This is a genomic window from Paenibacillus sp. FSL R7-0345 (genome assembly GCF_038595055.1).
Taxonomy (GTDB): domain Bacteria; phylum Bacillota; class Bacilli; order Paenibacillales; family Paenibacillaceae; genus Paenibacillus_AQ.
On record NZ_CP152002.1, the window covers coordinates 5,881,955 to 5,900,630 of the forward strand.

Here is an 18,676-nt window from a genome sequence, read left to right on the forward strand (position 1 = left end):
GCTGCAACATGAAGCCACTGCAAATTTCGCCGGAAACGGCCATCACCTTATCGAAACAGCTCGGCGTTCCCCTGGAACACTTAATGCATATGCCCCAACATATTTTGCTGCAGAAAATTGCTGAACTATCCAAGAAACAGAGCGAATCTACTGGTGCTGAAAGCTCGCCTGAGCAGGAACAGGAATGATTCCGTTCAGCCATACATGGCCTTATGACATTATTTACGGCGACCTCTATGTACAGAGCTGTCCGTTCTGCAGCAGGGAGAACGTGCTTTTGCCGATGAAGCCAAAGGAACTGCAGCTGGTGCGTGACGGCAAAAAAAAGCTTCTGGTATTCCCGTGCTGCAGTACAAGCCCGACGGTCATCGATAACGATGCCGATTACCTGCTGTTCGACCGTGCCGTCCGCTGACGCCCCGGCAGAAGCATGCCGCATACTGCTAACGATGAAGCGCAAACAGGGAAACCTGCCTTGCGCTTTTTGTCTGTGTCCGTACATAAACTACAGGCTTGAGCTCTCAGGCAATCCTTCCGGGTCAGTATCCTCCCCGCGCATCTGCTCGCGCAGCAGGCTCCACTGCTCCCGCGCAGCCCGGATCATCACCGCATCGGTAATTTTCTGGTCATTAACAAGGCGCGAAAACCACCTTACTGCGTTCGAGTACTCTCCTATACGGCGGTTCAGCTCACCGATCAGGAACATAAGCCTTGCATCATTGCCGCCCATTCCGTCATTTTCAAACACTTTGATGTATTCTTCCAGAGAGTACCGCAAAAACCGCTGCTCCTGCTCCGTCTCTCCCTTATACCGGTACATCCAGGCGATATGGTGCAGGTGGCTGGCGACAATCCGTGACTTATCGTTGATACACTGGGCGCTGATCAGCGCAAGCTTGTACGTCTCCAGAGCATTCTCCCAGCTGCGCTTCCCGCCGAAATCACGGGCCTGCCAGCGGCTGCCCACCTGGTCATTAAAAGCCTTCCGCTGCCAGTCAGCCAGCTTATCAACAGAATTCTCGGTTGAAGCAAAGCCGCAGTTCGGACAGACACGCACCACATAATAATCCGGATTCTCATCTTTATAGTAGGAGCAGAAATCAGCGTCCCGGCGGATCGCCCGTTTCAGGCTCGGGCGCACCCGGGAGGTCGAAAATTCATATTCACAATTAATGCAGATCACCTTTATTGAATACAGGGGGATCAGTTCCGACATATGCCCTCATCCTTTCACAATCAGCAGCATTATTCCTCGGGCATATTAACAAAATGATGTGCAGGTCCGGAAAGGCGGTTCAGCAAGACAGAGCGGAGCGGCTCGCCCACGCCAGTCTCTTCCAGTGCTGCTTTCATGCAGTCCAGCCATTCCTCCGCGCGCTCAGGTGTGATAGGCACATGCATATGCCTGGCCCTCATCATCGGATGCCCGTGCTGCTGCGAAAATAACGCCGGACCGCCCAAGAACTGGCTGAGAAATTGAAACTGCTTCTCCATTACAGGAGCAATATCATCAGGGAATAACGGACTAAGCTGCGGATGAAGCTGCACCTTGGCATAGAACACTTCGATCAGCCGGTGAAGTCCCTCAGCGCCCCCCAGATTGTCATACAGGCTTTGATTTGGATTCATGGAGGTTACCAGCTTTCTTCCTTTTTAATGTACTTTAGTGAACGTCCTTTACATTATAGCAAAAAAAGAGCGCTAAACTAAGTTTAGCGCCCTGTAAATTATTTAATAGGTCCGGAACTCCTCATCACCGGGCGGGACGAGCGAGACCCGGATCACATACACAAAAGCACAAACCAGAACTCCGGCAACTACACTCATCACCATCACTCCATCCCTAATTACTCAATAAAACAGGCATGCGTTAATTCTTTTTTTATAATACCATAAGCAGGCTTGAAAAACACAAGTTTTTGCAACCGCTTTCCGGTTTTTTTTGTGCTGTTTGTCCTGCTGTCCGCATACAACTAAAAATAGACCGGGAGGCGTTGCTGATGACTCTTAAAAAGCTTGGTAGTCCGCTGCTGGGCCTTCTTCTGGCCGGCTGTATGGTGCTGATGCTGATGTACCCGTCAGGGACCCTTGCCGCAGCGCTGCGCGGGCTGTCCATCTGGTGGGACGTGCTCTTCCCCTCGCTGTTTCCGTTTTTCGTCATTTCCGAAATGCTGCTGGGCTTCGGCGTGGTTCACTTGTTCGGGGCACTGCTCGACCCGCTGATGCGCCCGCTGTTCAACATCCCCGGCAGCGGCGGATTTGTGGCGGCAATGGGCTATGTGTCCGGGTACCCCGTCGGCGCCAAACTAACCGCGAAGCTGCGCGAGCAGCAGCTCGTAAGCCGGGCTGAAGGGGAGCGGCTGGTTGCCTTCACCACTTCCTCAGACCCGATATTCCTGCTGGGTGCCGTGTCTGTCGGCTTTTTCCACGATGCCTCGTTAGGGCTAGTGCTGGCCCTTGCCCATTATGGCAGCGGATTAATCGTCGGCCTGCTGATGTCCTTTCACGGCCGGGGGGACAAGTATCCGGAACCGCCGACAGCAGTCCATGACAGGGCGGAGCCTCAGCAGCAGCGGGGACGGCTCCGCCTGGCGCTAAGCTCCATGGCTGAAGCCCGGCGCAGGGACGGGCGGAGCTTCGGGGAGCTGCTGAAGAGCGCAATCCAGTCCTCACTGCAGCTTATTATTGTCGTCGGCGGACTGGTTGTATTCTTCAATGTCCTGATGGAGCTGCTTACCCGCGCAGGCATTATGTCAGTATTGTTCAGTGTGCTGGGCGGCGTACTGTCCCTGGCCGGATTTCCTGCGCAGCTGTCGGCAGCGCTGGCCAGCGGATTCTTTGAAGTCACAATCGGCGCCCGTTCGGCCGGCGAAGCAGCAGCCTCAATCCCTCTGCAGTTCAAGGCAGCGACGGCCGCCTTCATCCTGTCCTGGGGAGGCCTGTCCGTTCACGCCCAGGTAGCCAGTATACTGAACGGCACCGGGCTGCGCTATCTGCCCTTCCTGGCCGCGCGGCTGGTCCACGGCCTGCTGTCGGCAATCCTGCTGCTGGTGATCTGGAAGCCGGTTACCGGCTCGGGACTTTCTGCAGGCTTCAGCGCTTTGCCGGTTACCGCCGGATTAACGGCATCGTCCGGCCCGGCCTTTGGCGCCAGCCTTCTTCTGCTCGTATTGCTGCTGGGAGCCGCCCTGCTGCTGACGCTGCTCGTCTGGCTGCTCCGGCAGCTGGCGCAGCGCCTGCGGCAGTCATGACTTCTCTGCAAGCCCCAGGTGCAAGCTCTTCTACACCGCCGGCCGGGATTCTTTGCAGGCCCTTATATTGTGTTCCAGTTCAAGATTGATTATGATCGTTGTATGACTGAAACATACAAAGGAGCCTGTACATCTTGAGATATTATGTTCTGGACCGCGGAGACGAATTGTCCATCAAACTTGCGGAGCAGTTTCACAAGCTGGCGGCGGAGCGCAGCCTGGTACTGGATGCCGAGTCCCCGGAAATCGTCATTTCAATTGGCGGAGACGGAACCATGCTGCATGCTTTTCACACGTTTATTGATCAGATCCCTAATCTTGCATTTGTCGGTGTGCATACCGGGCATCTGGGCTTTTATGCCGACTGGCAGGCGGAAGAGCTGCCTGCCCTGATCGACCATATGTGCGGGACGACAGATCTGCCCCCGCACAAGCCGCGTATCGTACGGTACCCGCTGCTTGAGCTGGAGATCCATAAGAAGTCCGGGTCCACCTCCCATATTGCACTGAACGAATTCACGCTTAAGGGTGTTGACGGGACAGTGGTCATCCAGGTGGACATCAATGACGATAACTTTGAGATGTTCCGCGGCGACGGATTGTGCGTTTCCACACCGTCAGGCAGCACTGCTTATAATAAAAGCCTGGGCGGTGCCATGATGCATCCTTCCATTGATGCGCTGCAGATTTCCGAGATTGCCTCCATCAACAACCGCGTGTTCCGCACGATGGGCTCGCCGCTTTTGCTGCCCAAGCACCATCACTGCGACATTTTTTCACGCAAAAACCAGCGCCTGCTGCTGACGGTCGATCACATTAACATTCCTGTCGATGATCTGATCTCCGTGCGCTGCCAGGTATCAGACAAAAAAATCAGCTTTGCCAGATACCGCCCCTTCCCATTTTGGAACCGTGTCCGTGAAGCCTTTCTGATCTAGAAGCGTCTGACCTCAGCAAGATTTTGAACAGCCGGGAAATAACAGCAGTCCCGGCTGTTTTACGTGCGGAAAATTTTACAAACTTTTCTATTATCACTGACAGTAATTGATAGACAGCAAGAAAAATCAAATGGTATAATGAACCTATTTTACATAGAGTTTGTAACTCATAAAGGGGAGAACATGAATTGAAAAAAATATCTGCCATACTCGGGACCAGTCTGCTGGCCCTCGCTCTTGCGGTCCCGGCATTTGCCGCCGAAAAGCCGATTTCCGTCTATGTTAACGGCACTAATCTTACCTTCCCTGCCGGCGCGCCTTACCTCGACAACAACTCCGTACTGGTGCCCTTCCGGGTCGTATTTGAAAAGCTTGGCATGCAGGTACTCTGGGATGCTGCAACCGGCACCGTCACCGGAACAAGCGACAGCCTCACCATTTCACTGAAGATTGGCAGCAAGCTGGCCACCGTCAACGGCACAGTCAAGAAGCTGACAGTTGCCCCTGTATCCAGCAACGGAACAACCTATATCCCCCTCCGCTTTGTCGCTGAGGCTACCGGCGGCTCCGCAGTCTGGAATGCTTCCAGCAGAAGCGTGCAGATTACAACTGCAGTATCCACCGCAGCAAGCGACGAAAAGGCAATCACAGCACTGATTAATCAGGCAATCCAGTATTACAATGACGAGAAAGCCGTCAGCTACTACAGCCTTATGGATGATGCAGACACCTTTACTGACCAGGTTAGCTCGCTTAATAATTATTTCAAGAACTATGATATCAAAACAACGGTCGAAGCCCTCAAGGTGCTCAGCATCCAGGGTGATGAGGCTACTGCCTACACGGTTGAAAAAGAGGTCCGGACCGGCGGATATTATCTGCCTGACGAACGGAGCGAATACCTGTACAGTCTTGTCCGCAAGAACGGGGTATGGAAGATTTACGATATTTCCGTTGAGAACAGAACGGTATTGTTAACCAAAGAGCAGGCCATGAAGACCGTCGACATTGTGCAGGGCCATGCCACTGCTATTAAAGATAATCTCGCTAAATATTTCCAGGCGATGTCGGCTAAAAATACCGATGCCGTAATGGCCCTCATGTCGACCTACGGTGAAGATTACGATACGGATACTAAAGAATCGCTGCAGGAATTCTTTGATCAGACTGATCTCAGCTACACTTTAAATAATTCCAATATTTATTACTACGCTTCCGGTGAGGCAGCCATCTATGCGGAAACTACGGTTAAGGATGCCCAGACCGGTGAAAGCGTAGAGCAGCCCATGCTGTTCATCTTCTATCAGACTCCGGCGGGCGGCTGGACGATTGATGATTTCTACTATCTTGATTAAGCAAAGACACCTCCTGGTTCCTATTGCTGCATTGCAGCAACAACAAATAAATTCAAAGGGTGCATCTATTTTATGAAACCGGCAAAATTAATCTCTGCTGTCGTGAGCGGCTGTCTGGCCATGTCTCTCCTGTTCTCACCGGCAGCCCTCGCAGCGGACAATACACAAGCAGCCTCTACTAACGAATTGATTAATGAAATCATGCAGTATCTGGAAGCTTATAATGTAGAGGGAGTTGACCGGGATACACTGATCCGCGGCGCTATTGACGGAATGGTTAATACCCTGGAAGATCCCTACAGCGTTTATTTCTCCAAAGAGGAAGCCGCTGAATTCGAACATCAGGTTGATCTGGAATATGTCGGAATCGGCATCAGAATGGTGTACATTCCTACTTCCAAAGAGCTATACATTGAGGAAGTTTTGCCAGGTTCACCGGCTGAGCAAGCCGGACTTAAGCGCGGAGACACAATTGTAAAAATCAATGGTGTAGCAATCAGCGACACCTCCGGCGATGAGCTCGGCGGCGCAGCCGGAACAAAGGTTACCCTGCTGATCAGCAGAAACGGAGCCAGCAAAACCATTGTCGTAACAAGAAATTCCATCACCAGCGCATCGGTTACCGGCCAGATTATTGGCGGGAATACCGCCTATATCGCCCTTACCGGCTTCAGCCAGACCGCTGATGAGGAATTTGCCAAGGTGCTCGCCAATATGCGGACTGCCGGAATGAAATCGCTGGTTCTCGACCTCCGCGATAATACCGGCGGCTACATGGATTCCGCTTATAACATCGCCTCGATGTTCATGGATTCCGGCATTATGATGTACACCTCTGACCAGAGTGGTGCCCTTACGCCGGTAACCATTACTGCAGGCAGCAAAATCGGTGTACCTGTAGTTGTCCTGACCAACGAGTACACAGCCAGCGCTTCTGAAGCACTGACCGGCGCCCTGCGTGATAACAAGCTGGCAACCATTGTCGGTACGCGCTCCTACGGTAAAGCCCGGATTCAGAGCCTGCTGCCTGTATCAAACGGTGATATGCTGAAGCTGACTACAATGAAATATCTGACCCCGAATAAAGAAGATTTTAACCATATCGGTCTCGCACCTGACATCGAAATTGATGGCAGCAAAACAGCACAGCTGGTTACCGCTCTGCGGATTGCCGGATTGACTACAATTACACTGGCAGGTGACAACCACATCCTGGATGTAAATGGTCATGCTTTTGCCGGAAACCTCGGACTGCTGAAACAGAATAACAAGGTATATGCTTCAGCACGCGTGCTTGCTGCACTTGTAGAAAGCGATCTTACCTGGGATTCCAAGAACAAAAAAGCTGTATTTACAAACGGAGCCGGCAAAGCTTTCGGATTCACACTGGCCTCCCAAGAAGCGGTATCCAAGAATAGTGAAACTCTGATTGATGTAAGTGCGTTCGCGAAGAAATTCCCGTCCCTTACCTGGAGCTATAACGCAACAGCCAATCAGCTGAAATTATCCGTAAAATAATAGATTTTCTCCTTAACTTAAAGAGCATCCCGGCAGCCATTCAGAATGGCTGCCGGGATGCTCTTTGTTCATGACTCTACTTATTTCCGAAAGATACCGGTTAATTGGCAGGATTGTTCGATTGATCCTTGTCCTTGTTTTGATTCTGATTTTGGTTCTGGTTCTGGTTTTGCGGCTGATTCTGGTTGTGATTATTATTATGCTGTCTGCCCTGGGCATCCTTATGGTGCTTCTTGCCCTGCGCCTCTTTATTCCGGTGATTCCGGCTCTGATGCTCACGCACGGGCCGTTCTTTGCCTCCGTGCTCCTTGCCTGAGCCGCCGTCCTTGTTACGGTCTGCAGATTTCTTGGGACCTTCCCGGTGCACTCTTACTTGCGGCGCGGGTTCCGTCGTCTCCGTCTGCTCTGACTGAGAATCCGCTGAAGCCGGTTCAGGAGCTTCCTTGATCAGAATATCCTTGAATTCCCCTTCTTTCGGCATTTCTTTTAATTTATGCAGTACAAAATAAGCGCAGCCGAAGTTGCAGTATTCATTGATATAATCCACCATGCCGGAAATTGCCGTATCCCGGTTCACCTTAGGATGATTATCCCGGAAAAAGCCCTTTAGCCGCAGCTGGCTATAGCCCCAGTCACCAATAATATAATCATAACGGTCCAGCACTTCGCTGTATCGCCCGCGGAATGCCTCCGGGTTCCAGCCGTCTTTATGATCGAGCATCAGCTCGTAGCCTTTTCCACCTATAACGATCAAGCGTGTGTCGCCTGCCTTTCAACTGTAAAAGTTTCAATGTGTATAGCCGTTGCCTCATATTATAGCATGTGAACTACGTATTTGCCTGTTTTTGTGAAATTTGTCTGGCCGGAAAGAAACCTGGCATGCTGGTACCTTTAGACAGAAGCGGATAAAATGCAGCGGTTTGCCTCACTCTATAACAAAAGCATCCGGCAGCGGACCGTTCCGGTTCAAGGCTTCATTTTATGTAGGAGGTAGTTAACATGCTGGCCCTGTGCAAAAGAAAAGCAAGATGGAGAACCCTATTGTGCCTGACCGCAGCCTTCATGCTGTGTAGTACGGGCCAGGCAGCTGCTGCTGCCTCTGCTCCGGCAGTGCAATCCGGCCTTTCACCTGCAGCCGGCAAAGCAGATGTGGCAGCTGCGCGGAAAGAACTGTATGAACAGATGAGTGCAGCGACCGGAATCCCGTGGTTCCGTTTGGCTGCCATTGACCAATACGAGCGGACTATCGCTAAGAAGAAATCCGGCACTTCAGCTCCGGATAGTTCCCGGATTACCGGCATTCAGATCCCTGCTCCGGTATGGTCCGGACCGCTGAATCCGGATCAGGGTGACACCTCGCCGGAATCCATCTCCTTTTTTGGCGGGATGGGTGTAGACGGCTCCGGAGACGGCATCGCCGACCCGGCTAACGATGCGGATCTGCTCTACAGCATGGCCAGACATTTGCTGAAATACGGCACCTCTGCCAGCGACTTCAGTATCGGCATCTGGGAATATTATCATAACGGCCGTGCCGCCCAGCGGGTTGGACAGTTCGCCAAATTGTACGAGCATTTCGGGCGGCTTGATCTGGCCGGCAGCGCCTTTCCGCTGCCGCTCAGCAACTCCTATTCGTACCGCAGTACCTGGGGAACGGGCAGAAGCTGGGGGGGAGCACGTATTCATGAAGGGACAGACCTGTTCGCCCCGAACGGAATGCCGGTCCGCAGCACCTGCTTCGGCATTGTCGAGACCAAGGGCTGGAACCGCTACGGTGGCTGGCGGATCGGCATCCGCGATATCGAAAACCGCTACCATTACTACGCCCATTTATCCGGTTATGATAAGTCTGTTGAACGCGGGGATATTGTAACACCGGGCCAGACCATCGGCTGGGTCGGCAGCTCCGGCTACGGCAGCCCGGGAACCCAGGGCAAGTTCCCGCCGCATCTGCACTACGGCATCTATCGTGACCGGGGCATTACGGAATGGGCCTTTGACCCGTATCCGCTGCTGAAGCAATGGGAGAACCAGGAGTACCGGGCCCGCAAAACCAAGAAAATCAAATAAAGGCCTAATACAGCAGCATACAGCCGAACGGCTCAAGCTCTACAATCATTTTGCCGGCATTGCGGATGGTCAGCCCGCTAATCAGATCGGTCAGCACTATTTTGTCAGAACGGATACTGTTCAGCTCGAGCTGGTAGGCGTTAGGTGAATTATTAATCAGAACAGCGATTTTATCCTGTTCCAGGCGGCGCACAAACCCCAGGACCCCACGGACCTCATCTGTGAACCAGGGGCGGAATGCGCCGTTTTGCAGGATTAGATGCTGTTTGCGCAAAGCAATCAGCGTTTTGTACCATTCAAACAGCCCGGTGTTCCTGTCCTGTTCCTGCCATAACATCGGCTTGCGGCAGTGCGGGTCAGTCGCCCCCTCCATACCCGCCTCATCCCCGTAATAGATCATCGGTATACCAATGTAAGTCATCTGAAAAAAGACAGCCAGCTTCATCCGGGCCAGTGCGGTTCCCTGCCGGTCCCAGCCGCGTCCATTCTCCTTGCAGGCCGTTAAAAAACGCTCGGTATCATGACTGCCCAGCAGCTGGAACATAGCTGAATTAGCCTGGTCATTGTACAGTGCTTCTATATGCAGCAGCTGCTCCATAAAGCGCGCCGGTCCGGCCGACTGCAGCGCAAAAAACTCCAGCACCGCTTCCCGCAGCACATAGTTCATCCCGCCGTCGAACTGGTCGCCCCTTAACCAGGGGCCTGACGCATGCATAATCTCCCCGATCAGCAGCAGTTCGGGAAATTCCGCCTTGAGCTCCCGGCGCAGCCGTGTCCAGAACTGCGGGTTCACCTCATTCGCCACATCAAGCCGCCAGCCGTCAATTCCTGCCTCACGTACCCAGTGTTTTGCTACAGCAATCATGTAATCAGCAGTTGCAGGATTATCCATGTTCAGCTTGGGCATATGTGCTTCGGCTTTGGCAAAGGTTTCATAGGTTGGAACCGGCTGACGGCTGACCGGATAAGAATGGATAAAGAACCAGTCTTTATAACGCGACTCCTCCCCCTTTTCAAGTACATCCCTGAACGCAAAAAAAGTATCTCCGGCATGATTAAACACCGCATCCAACAGCACCCGGATTCCGTGCCGGTGCGCTTCCTCCACCAGCTTCTTCAGATCCTCTGCCGTTCCGAAGGCCGGGTCAATCCTGTAATAATCGGAAGTATTATATTTATGCTCGGAGGGGGATTCAAAAATCGGAGTCATATAGATGGCTGTTACACCCAGCTCCTGCAGGTAAGGGATTTTATCCGTAATACCCTGCAAGGTGCCTTGATTATAGCTGCTGGGATAGATTTGGTACACAACCGTCCCGCTGCTCCATGACGGTAAGGACAGCGCTTCGGGACGGTGCATATAGGCATATTGAAAAGCTCCGGCATGCTCCCGGTTTACGGCCGTTCCCCGCTCTCCGTACCAGACATAATTTCCCGCCGGATCAGCCGCATGGAACACATAACGGCATCTGCCCGTTTCGGTCAGAATAACTGCTTCATGAATCTCATAAGCTCCGGCTGAGCCGATCCGCTCCATCAGCAGCGGCTGCTCACTCCCGGGCGAATCATAGCGGTCGGAATGAATGACGGTGCAGCTCAGCTGCCGGCCGGCGGGTACGAACAGTCGCAGCTTCAGTGCGCCTGTTCCGGCGGGAAAGGCAAAGGGATCATCAGCAGTATGGTGGAAGAACCAGCTTGTTGGCATATTTTACATTCTCCTTTTATTCCGTCAGGGAAACCGGTTTCTCTAACTTGAAATTACCATCTGCTGTATATGTTGTCAATTCCCAACCGCGACCGCTTCCAAAGTTCACGCCTGCCGGATAAAGTGCAGCACCTCCTGCATTACCCGTTCCTGATCGCCGCAATGGCACACCATATGACCGCTGTCTTTGACCATCAGCACCTGCTTCTGTCCCGCCGGAATCGCCTGCTCCAGATATCCTGCACTTTTGGTCTTTACCAGATGATCCCTTGTCCCCTGCACAATCAGGGTTGGAGCTGTAATCTGCGGATAGATATCAAAGCTTTCGCGGACCAGACGCTGGAATTCCCGGGTTGCTTTAGGCGGCGTAGTGCCAAACTTGCTGAAATAATTACGGAGCATCGCCGGATCGCCAAGTGTTCTCAGGATCTCCAGCGGGTTGAGCGGGAAGACAGGTGCTGACAGCAGAGTTAGTGACTTGACGCTTGTCCGGTACTGTACAGACAAATGGGAGGCAATCAGCGCACCGGTTGAGAATCCGATCAGATGCACCGGCTCCTGCTGCTCCAGCAGCTTGTTCAATTCCTCCTCAGCGCTCTGCAGCCAGCCGAATCTGTCGGACTGCTTGAGCTCCTGCCTGCCGCCGCCATGGCCCTTAAGCGTAAAGGTCCGTGAACGGTAATCATTCCGCTCCATAAACTGTGATAACGGGGAGATCTCATATTCTCCGCCGGTAAAGCCGTGAATGAATAAACAGCTGTCCATAACAGGCCTCTTTTCTTCCGGGAATATACAGCAGACGCTGCACTTATGCTTCATTGTATCCAATTAATGCAAAATAAGCCTCAACGATTCCATCGTCAAGGCTTAGTAGCGCCGGTAGTATGAAGTGTTCCTGCTGAATCAGGTCAGGCCTCCCACCAGGTCAGGCTCAGGGCCGAAGTGATAACTAACCCCACTGCGGAGCTGGAGGAGGTTACATTGGCGCTAAGCGCACTGCCGGGGGGCACAACAATACTGCCCGTGAACGACTGCGTGAAGCTGCCCGGTGCCAGCTGGTAGCTGTTCAGCACCGTCCCTCCGCTGACAGCCGCCGTGGAGGACTGCACGGTCATACTGCTCGCAGCTGCGCTGGCCAGATTATTGTTTACCGGGGGCAGGGTGGCGGGCGAGGTTAACGTTCCCCCTCTTACAATGGTAAAGCTACCAGACATGGCTGACAGCAGGGAAGAACCGCCGATGCTGCCGGTAATCCGCGAAATGTATACCGTGCGGCCGCTGCCGGCCGGGTTATTGATCCGCACAGAGATAATCGCCGAAATCAGGCTGAGAATAACGGTAGCACTGGCGGAGGCATTGGCCGAGAACAGAACCGCGCTCTCCGAAGCACCCATCTCGGGCGGAGCCGTGATATCCGGGGACCGGAACGTGTTAGTCATTTCCACAAACAGCGGCTGATCATTGTCATTAAACACATATTGGTTAGGCACTGGATATCCTCCTTTCCCGTTTCAATATTCCCACCAGTTAATGGAGCCGGTTGCGGCTGTGCTTCCTGAAGCGATCGTTATGGAGATTGTCAGGGAGCTGCCGGGAGGCACAACGATCCGTCCGTTAAAATCAACGATGAGCGGACCTGCAGCCAGCAGCAGTGAAGCCAGGGTACCCGGTGAGCCCGTAGGTGCCGCTGTGGAGGTGCGGGCTGTCATCACACTGGTCACACTGCTTCCGAAATTGAAATTGACCGCTGTCCCTGTCGTACCTGTAACCGTCGCATTGCGCAGCAGGGACAGCGTCACTGCCGCTGTAGCCGAGCTTGCGGTTACCCGCGAGACGTAAGCTGTACGCCCGCTGCCCACGGGGTTGAACAGCTGAATCACCAGCGGAGCCGCTGTAGTAATGGTAGAGGCAAACGGAATGGCAAACAGCAAACCGGACATAGCCGCATCAGATTCCGGAAAGGAATCAATCGCCGGAGCAATATAGGTATTGACCTGTTCCGTATATAACGGCTGGCCGCTCTGATTAAAAACAGCATCATTCGGCATCCTTCTGCCTCCCTCTTACGAGAATACTTTTATTTTATGCCGCCGGCAGCTACAGGTTGTTTAAAAATCCGCGTATTTTTAACCGTGTCGCCTAAGCATCCTCTTTTCCTCCCCATATATTAATATCACACCATTCGAATGGCTTATTTTGCATCCGTACAGGCTTTCGGCCTTATTATGCAGAGCTTATTCCGACTAAGACCCAGACGACGGTTTGGGTCTTTTGTCCGAGCATGTCCTGCAGCATTCTAATCTATGAACAAGGGGTGAACCACTGTGCCGAATTATAGTTCGTTTCAATCCAACCCGGATAATCTGCGTACGCTGATTTTTGGCCGGGACCCGTCCACCTTAAATGATCTGCCGCTGACTACAGACACAAGCGGAAACCTGACCACCGTCATATTGGGCGGAACCATCACCAGTGTCCTTGGCGCTACAATTACCGCCGGTACATTGTCCTCCGCTGGTACGGTAACCAACATTCTAAACGGGACCATTACCAGCGTGCTTGGCGCTACCATTACCGCTGGTACATTGTCCTCCGCTGGTACGGTAACCAACATTCTAAACGGGACCATTACCAGCGTGCTTGGGGCTACCATTACTGCAGGTACATTGTCCTCCGCTGGTACGGTAACCAACATTCTGAACGGGACCATCACCAGCGTGCTTGGAGCTACAATTACCGCTGGTACACTGTCCTCTGCTGGTACAGTAACCAACCTGCTCGACGGGACCATCACCAGCGTGCTTGGGGCTACAATTACCGCTGGTACATTGTCCTCTGCTGGCACAGTAACTAACCTCTTGGATGGTACGATTACCAGCGTGCTTGGCGCTACCATCACTGCTGGTACATTGTCCTCTGCTGGCACAGTAACTAACCTCTTGGATGGTACGATTACCAGCGTGCTTGGCGCTACCATCACTGCTGGTACATTGTCTTCTGCTGGCACAGTAACTAACCTCTTGGATGGTACGATTACCAGCGTGCTTGGCGCTACCATTACTGCTGGTACATTGTCTTCTGCTGGCACAGTAACTAACCTCTTGGATGGCACGATCACCAGCGTGCTTGGCGCGACCATCACTGCTGGTACGGTAACCAATCTGCTTGACGGGACCATTACTAGTGTGCTTGGCGCTACGATTACCGCTGGTACATTGTCCTCCGCTGGCACAGTAACGAACCTCTTGAATGGTACGATCACAAGCGTGCTCGGAGCTACAATTACCGCTGGTACATTAACCAACCTACTTGACGGTACGATTACTAGCGTGCTTGGCGCAACTATCACTGCCGGTTCGCTGACCTCTGCCGGTACAGTAACCAATCTGTTAAACGGTACAATCACCAGTGTGCTCGGAGCTACCATCACTGCCGGTTCGCTGACCTCTGCCGGTACAGTAACCAATCTGTTAAACGGTACGATTACCAGCGTGCTTGGCGCTACGATTACTGCCGGTACGCTCAGCAGTGTAACCTCCATTTCACAGCGCAGCTTTATTGAACAGGCCACACTGGCCATCCCGACCGCTGATGCCTACACGCCTCTGCCGGCTAATACAACAAGCGTGCTTGGCACCTACTCCTATTTCATCTTGAATACCGGGCCCAATCCGGTGAACACGCGGGTGGAGATCAGCGCGGATGGAACAAACTATTTTGTCGATACCACCGGAGATAATCCGCTGCCTGCCGGTTCGGTAGATGTCATTGTGCCGGCCCGCTTCCTCAAATACACCCGTCTCTCGTATCAATCGGCAACACCGGGTGCAGCTTCAACGATTAATGTCATTTTTGACGCCCAGGGAACGTAAGCAAGTCGTCTGTCATATCCTGTAGAGGCAAAAGAGTACATGGTTCCTCATGTGCTCTTTTCTTCCGCTGGTAACCTTTCACCGGATACATAGGCCGGACATAGACGGCTGATTGCCGCAGAAACCATTATTTTGCCTGCTAAGGAGGAAGCTTCGTGAACAGACCTACAATTGGAGTTCATCTGATTATCCGCAATGAAGCCGCGCTGCTGCCAGCCTGTTTCCAGAGTGTCGCCGGAGCTGACGAGCTCATAGTCGTAGACACCGGTTCGGAGGATTATTCGATAGCTGTCGCTGAAGCCTATGGGGCCAGAGTGCTGCAGTACAAATGGGAGGATGATTTTGCAAAAGCCCGTAATACCGGACTCGCCCACGCCACAGCCGACTGGATTCTGGTCCTTGATGCCGATGAGGTGCTGAACACTCCGCTGGAAAAAATACGGCAGCTGCTGATAGGCGCTACAGTCGAGGCTTTTACCGTCAGCATAGACAATTTGCTCGGCCGCCGGGCAGAAGAACGCCTGCACCACCGGGCTGTACGCCTGTTCCGGGGTGGACAGGGCTACCGCTATTCCGGCAAAATCCACGAGGGTATAGATCAGGCAATTATCAGCAGGCACGGCACTTCAGTGATCGGACATAGTTCCGTCCAGCTGGTACATTACGGATATTTACCTGAGATCATGCTGCAGAAAAATAAAGCGGCACGCAACTTAAAGCTCCTGCGCACTGCAGCTGCAGAACATCCGGAGGATGACTTTTACCGCTACAATCTGGCGGTGGCCTGCTGTCAGACCGGACTGCTGCAGGAGGCGGAAGAACTGCTGCGCCACACCCTGAACCGTGCTCCGCTGCAGGCCTCGTACCGTCCGGCAATGATCCGCGATTTAGGCAAAATCTTTCAGTCCGCCGGTAAAATGACCGCCATAGACGCATTGCTGGCCCGGGAGCTCGAACGGTACAGTGACTACCCGGATCTGCATTACCTGCAGGGCCAGTCCTGGGAGAGCCAGGGGCTGCCGGAGCGCGCTTTTCAGGCTTATCAGCATGCTGAGGCACTTTCAGCGAATACCCTTGCTCAGGAAAAATACGTCAGCGAGCAGGGAATCTCCACCTTCCGCCCGCTGCATCGCATGGGGGAAATCGCCCGGCAGCTGGGAAAACCGGAGGAGGCCGCGAGGCTGTTTCACCGTTCACTGCAGCATTTTGCACTGTACGCTCCGGCACTGTCAGGAATTGTTGCAGCCTTTCGCTCCCTCGACGTACCGGACAGCGATATTGCCGCGTTGTTGCAGCAGCTGGTTCCGGGTGATCAGCCTGCGGGAAGAGCAGCGATTGTCGGGACCTTGTATGAAGCAGAAGCTTTTGAAGCAATATGCGGTCTGCCGCACAGGGAATTCCCGCTGGAAAAAGAGACGCTGCTGCCGATAAGCACCGCATGGATGGCTACGGGGAATCCGGACACGGCCTTGTCGCTCATCCGCAGCGGCCGGGATCTCCTTACTTCCGGAGACACAGATTCGGGACTGCTGCAGGACCTGCGTGTGCTAGAGGCGTTGTGCCTTTGGAGCCAGGGTTTAACGCTGCAGAACAATCAGCTGGCTGCTATGCCAAAAGGCGATCGGAGCGCCTGGCACAAGATCAATCAGCTGCTGGTCAGGAAATCCGAAAATCCTGCCGGGGAAATGACCGGAGATTTTGCTGGAGACTTTACTGGAGACCTAGCCGGAGATCCGGCGTTATCTCTGCTTTTGACAGAGCTGATTCACCTTGCGGTCAAGCTGCACCTGGATCCGGTTGCTGAAGCGCTGGCCGGGCTCTCGTCTGTTCATCAAGCTGAGCAGGCAGTAGCGCTGTATAAGGCAGGCCGGATTGAAGAAGCCGGAGAACGTTTTATAGAGCTTGCAGGTGCAGGGGATGAACAGGCGGGGAAGCGGATTGCTTTTTATATCGGGGAAATGCTGTATGACAAAAGCCATTATGAACAGGCTGCCGGCTGGTTTCAGCAGGCGCTCACAGTAACGGGGCAGGAGGACGCTGCACGTACCGGTCTATCGGTCTGTTATCTGCAGCTGGCTGCGGCCGATCTGGAAAAGGTGCGTGCAGGCTTCGGCAAAGATTACCCTCACGGGCCGGTACTGGAGGATTTGGCTGCAGTCAAAAATGCCATCGCTGTCCTGAACCGCACGCCTTGGCGCACCAGCCGGGACAGACACAGACAGCCGGGAGGTGCTAAGCCATGAGCAGGCTGCAGCGGAAACCGCTGATCTCGCTCTGCATGATCGTCAGGAACGAGGCCGATACCCTGGCCCGTTGCCTTACAAGCGTGCACGGAATCGCAGACGAACTGGTCATCGTCGATACAGGCTCTACAGATGCCACCCCTTCCATTGCCCGCAGCTTTGGGGCGCGGGTTCTCTCTTTTCCCTGGACGGGAGACTTCGCTGCCGCCCGCAACGCCGGGCTGGAGCGGGCACGGGGGACATGGATTCTCGTGCTGGATGCAGATGAGGAGTTGGATGCGGAGAGCAAGGGAGAGCTGCTGCTGTGTGCGCAGCATACGGAGTATGAGGCGTTTTTTGTGCGGATCCATAATCATAAAGGGACAGAGCATGCTTCACCGGTCATTACGGTTAATCCGATTCTCCGGATGTTCCGCAACCGCCCGCAATACCGGTTCAGCGGCATTATCCATGAGCAGATTGCTTCTGTAATTGTCGGGGCTACTCCGGCAGCGGCCATGCACCTGAGTACGGTAACCGTTCACCACTACGGCTATGCCGACGGAGTCGTAGCCAAAAAAGACAAAATCAGCCGCAACCTCAGCCTGCTCAAAGAGCAGCTGAAGCTGAACCCGCGGGATGCTTTTCACCAGTTCAACACGGCAGTCGAATATATGCGGCTTGGTGATTACACTCAAGCCCTGGAGCATATCCGGCTCTCGCTGGCTGAGGCAGAGCGGGACACCAGCTTCACCCACCTGCTGTACAAATATGAAGTCCGCTGCCGGATCATGTCCGGCGACCAGGCAGGTGCACTGGATGCCTGTATCCGGGGCTGCAAGCTTTTTCCCGATTACCCCGATTTACACCATATCAGAGGGGTTCTGCTGCTGCAGGCGGGAGCCTTTGCAGCGGCCAGGCAGGCGTTCCGGCAAGCACTGGATATCGGTATTTCGCCCCCGGGCTACCATACCGAATCCGGGTTAGGTACTTATCTGACCTACGCTGCGCTCGGGCAGCTGTGCCAGGAAACCGGTGAAGCCGGCGAAGCGGCCGCCTGCTTCACCAGGGCAGCCGGGCTTCATCCCGCCCCCGCTCCGCTCCTTGCGCGGCTGATTCGGATAATGAAATGCGCCGGCCGTGAGCATGAGCTTGCCAACTGGCTGGAGGCCCATCTTCCGCAAGTGACGGCAGACAGGTCCCGGCTGGCCGGGCTGCTGCTGGCAGAGGGCTGTTTTGCGGCCGCAGCTGAGGTTCTAGGTGGCACAGGGACAGAAGTACCGGGTAGAGACATAGGGACAATGGATGCCGATATGCCAAGTGCAGCAGACGTGAAAACGCTAAGTGGAGATACAGAGGCAACGGACATGAGGCCACGGGACGATGGCGCGGGAGCGGCGGATGGGGGGACGAAGACGCATCTGCCCGCTAAGGTGCCCGCTGGGCATGAGGCAGTGCCAGATGCAGATGATGCTGCTGCAGACCTGCTACGCTTGCTGCGGCAGATCAATGCCTCGCCGGCGGACCCGTTGCAGCACCAGGACATCACCCTGCTGCTGAACCATCCCGCTGCTGCCGGGGCGGATTTTGATCCTTCATCGGCAGGTCCGGCAGCCTTGTCCAGCCGCGCCTGGCTGCTGCTGGCCGACCGGACGTTGGCCGCCCTGCCCGCTGCTGCCGGCTACAGCCCTGCAGCAGCGAGAGCACGGCTCATATTGCCGCTTCCCCGGACTGGTGAGTAAACA

At 54.0% G+C, this 18,676-nt stretch carries 17 protein-coding genes; 10 read left to right on the top strand and 7 right to left on the bottom strand.

All coding sequences use genetic code 11. The features are described from left to right. Positions 1-8: 8 nt before the first annotated feature. Together NST84_RS25400 and NST84_RS25405 are read left to right on the top strand one after the other, a co-directional pair. Entirely contained in the window at positions 9-188 is a 180-nt protein-coding gene (locus NST84_RS25400) for a YycC family protein (RefSeq protein ID WP_342562874.1), read from the top strand. Further along, entirely contained in the window at positions 185-415 is a 231-nt protein-coding gene (locus NST84_RS25405; protein ID WP_342562875.1) for a hypothetical protein, read from the top strand. The genes NST84_RS25400 and NST84_RS25405 overlap by 4 nt, the downstream gene beginning before the upstream one ends. A gap of 90 nt (positions 416-505) precedes the next feature. On the opposite strand, the gene NST84_RS25410 is transcribed toward NST84_RS25405, so the two are convergent. Next, positions 506-1,216, bottom strand: a complete 711-nt coding sequence (locus tag NST84_RS25410) for a DUF2225 domain-containing protein (RefSeq protein ID WP_342562876.1) — start codon at positions 1,214-1,216, stop codon at positions 506-508. A gap of 29 nt (positions 1,217-1,245) precedes the next feature. Then, positions 1,246-1,629: a globin gene (locus tag NST84_RS25415; protein WP_342562877.1), complete on the bottom strand. Its 384-nt coding sequence runs from the start codon at positions 1,627-1,629 to the stop codon at positions 1,246-1,248. 371 nt (positions 1,630-2,000) lie between these two features. On the opposite strand from NST84_RS25415, the gene ylbJ reads away from it, so the two are divergent. The 4 genes from ylbJ (at position 2,001) to NST84_RS25435 (ending at position 7,062) form a co-directional block, all read left to right on the top strand. After that, positions 2,001-3,251 (top strand): sporulation integral membrane protein YlbJ, encoded by a 1,251-nt coding sequence (gene ylbJ / locus NST84_RS25420; RefSeq protein WP_342562878.1) that lies wholly within the window; start codon positions 2,001-2,003, stop codon positions 3,249-3,251. Positions 3,252-3,385: 134 nt separating this feature from the next. After that, the gene (locus tag NST84_RS25425; RefSeq protein ID WP_342562879.1) at positions 3,386-4,189 is read left to right on the top strand and encodes an NAD kinase; all 804 of its coding nucleotides are present in this window, start codon (positions 3,386-3,388) and stop codon (positions 4,187-4,189) included. Positions 4,190-4,377: 188 nt separating this feature from the next. After that, entirely contained in the window at positions 4,378-5,544 is a 1,167-nt protein-coding gene (locus NST84_RS25430; protein WP_342562880.1) for a stalk domain-containing protein, read from the top strand. Between the two features lie 72 nt (positions 5,545-5,616). Then, positions 5,617-7,062 (top strand): S41 family peptidase, encoded by a 1,446-nt coding sequence (locus tag NST84_RS25435; protein WP_342562881.1) that lies wholly within the window; start codon positions 5,617-5,619, stop codon positions 7,060-7,062. A gap of 100 nt (positions 7,063-7,162) precedes the next feature. Here the strand turns inward: NST84_RS25435 and NST84_RS25440 are convergent, their stop codons facing one another. Further along, the gene (locus NST84_RS25440; protein ID WP_342562882.1) at positions 7,163-7,816 is read right to left on the bottom strand and encodes a YutD family protein; all 654 of its coding nucleotides are present in this window, start codon (positions 7,814-7,816) and stop codon (positions 7,163-7,165) included. Between the two features lie 308 nt (positions 7,817-8,124). Between NST84_RS25440 and NST84_RS25445 the strand changes: the two genes are divergently transcribed. Then, the gene (locus NST84_RS25445) at positions 8,125-9,132 is read left to right on the top strand and encodes a M23 family metallopeptidase (protein ID WP_342562883.1); all 1,008 of its coding nucleotides are present in this window, start codon (positions 8,125-8,127) and stop codon (positions 9,130-9,132) included. Positions 9,133-9,136: 4 nt separating this feature from the next. Here the strand turns inward: NST84_RS25445 and NST84_RS25450 are convergent, their stop codons facing one another. The 4 genes from NST84_RS25450 to NST84_RS25465 form a co-directional block, all read right to left on the bottom strand. After that, on the bottom strand, positions 9,137-10,837 hold the full coding sequence (locus NST84_RS25450) for a glycoside hydrolase family 13 protein (protein ID WP_342562884.1): 1,701 nt from the start codon (positions 10,835-10,837) through the stop codon (positions 9,137-9,139). Between the two features lie 105 nt (positions 10,838-10,942). Further along, positions 10,943-11,602 carry an alpha/beta fold hydrolase gene (locus tag NST84_RS25455; RefSeq protein WP_342562885.1) on the bottom strand — a complete coding sequence of 220 codons (660 nt, stop codon included), beginning with the start codon at positions 11,600-11,602 and terminating at the stop codon, positions 10,943-10,945. 143 nt (positions 11,603-11,745) lie between these two features. After that, entirely contained in the window at positions 11,746-12,327 is a 582-nt protein-coding gene (locus tag NST84_RS25460) for a hypothetical protein (protein WP_342562886.1), read from the bottom strand. Positions 12,328-12,348: 21 nt separating this feature from the next. Further along, a complete protein-coding gene (locus NST84_RS25465; RefSeq protein ID WP_342562887.1) occupies positions 12,349-12,885 on the bottom strand; it encodes a hypothetical protein in 537 nt (178 codons plus the stop codon). A 276-nt stretch (positions 12,886-13,161) separates the two neighbouring features. On the opposite strand from NST84_RS25465, the gene NST84_RS25470 reads away from it, so the two are divergent. The 3 genes from NST84_RS25470 to NST84_RS25480 all read left to right on the top strand — a co-directional run bounded on the left by NST84_RS25470 (position 13,162) and on the right by NST84_RS25480 (position 18,673). Further along, on the top strand, positions 13,162-14,709 hold the full coding sequence (locus tag NST84_RS25470; RefSeq protein WP_342562888.1) for a DUF6385 domain-containing protein: 1,548 nt from the start codon (positions 13,162-13,164) through the stop codon (positions 14,707-14,709). 155 nt (positions 14,710-14,864) lie between these two features. Next, on the top strand, positions 14,865-16,952 hold the full coding sequence (locus NST84_RS25475; RefSeq protein WP_342562889.1) for a glycosyltransferase family 2 protein: 2,088 nt from the start codon (positions 14,865-14,867) through the stop codon (positions 16,950-16,952). After that, positions 16,949-18,673 carry a glycosyltransferase family 2 protein gene (locus tag NST84_RS25480; protein WP_342562890.1) on the top strand — a complete coding sequence of 575 codons (1,725 nt, stop codon included), beginning with the start codon at positions 16,949-16,951 and terminating at the stop codon, positions 18,671-18,673. Before NST84_RS25475 ends, NST84_RS25480 begins: the two co-directional genes overlap by 4 nt. Positions 18,674-18,676: the final 3 nt, after the last annotated feature.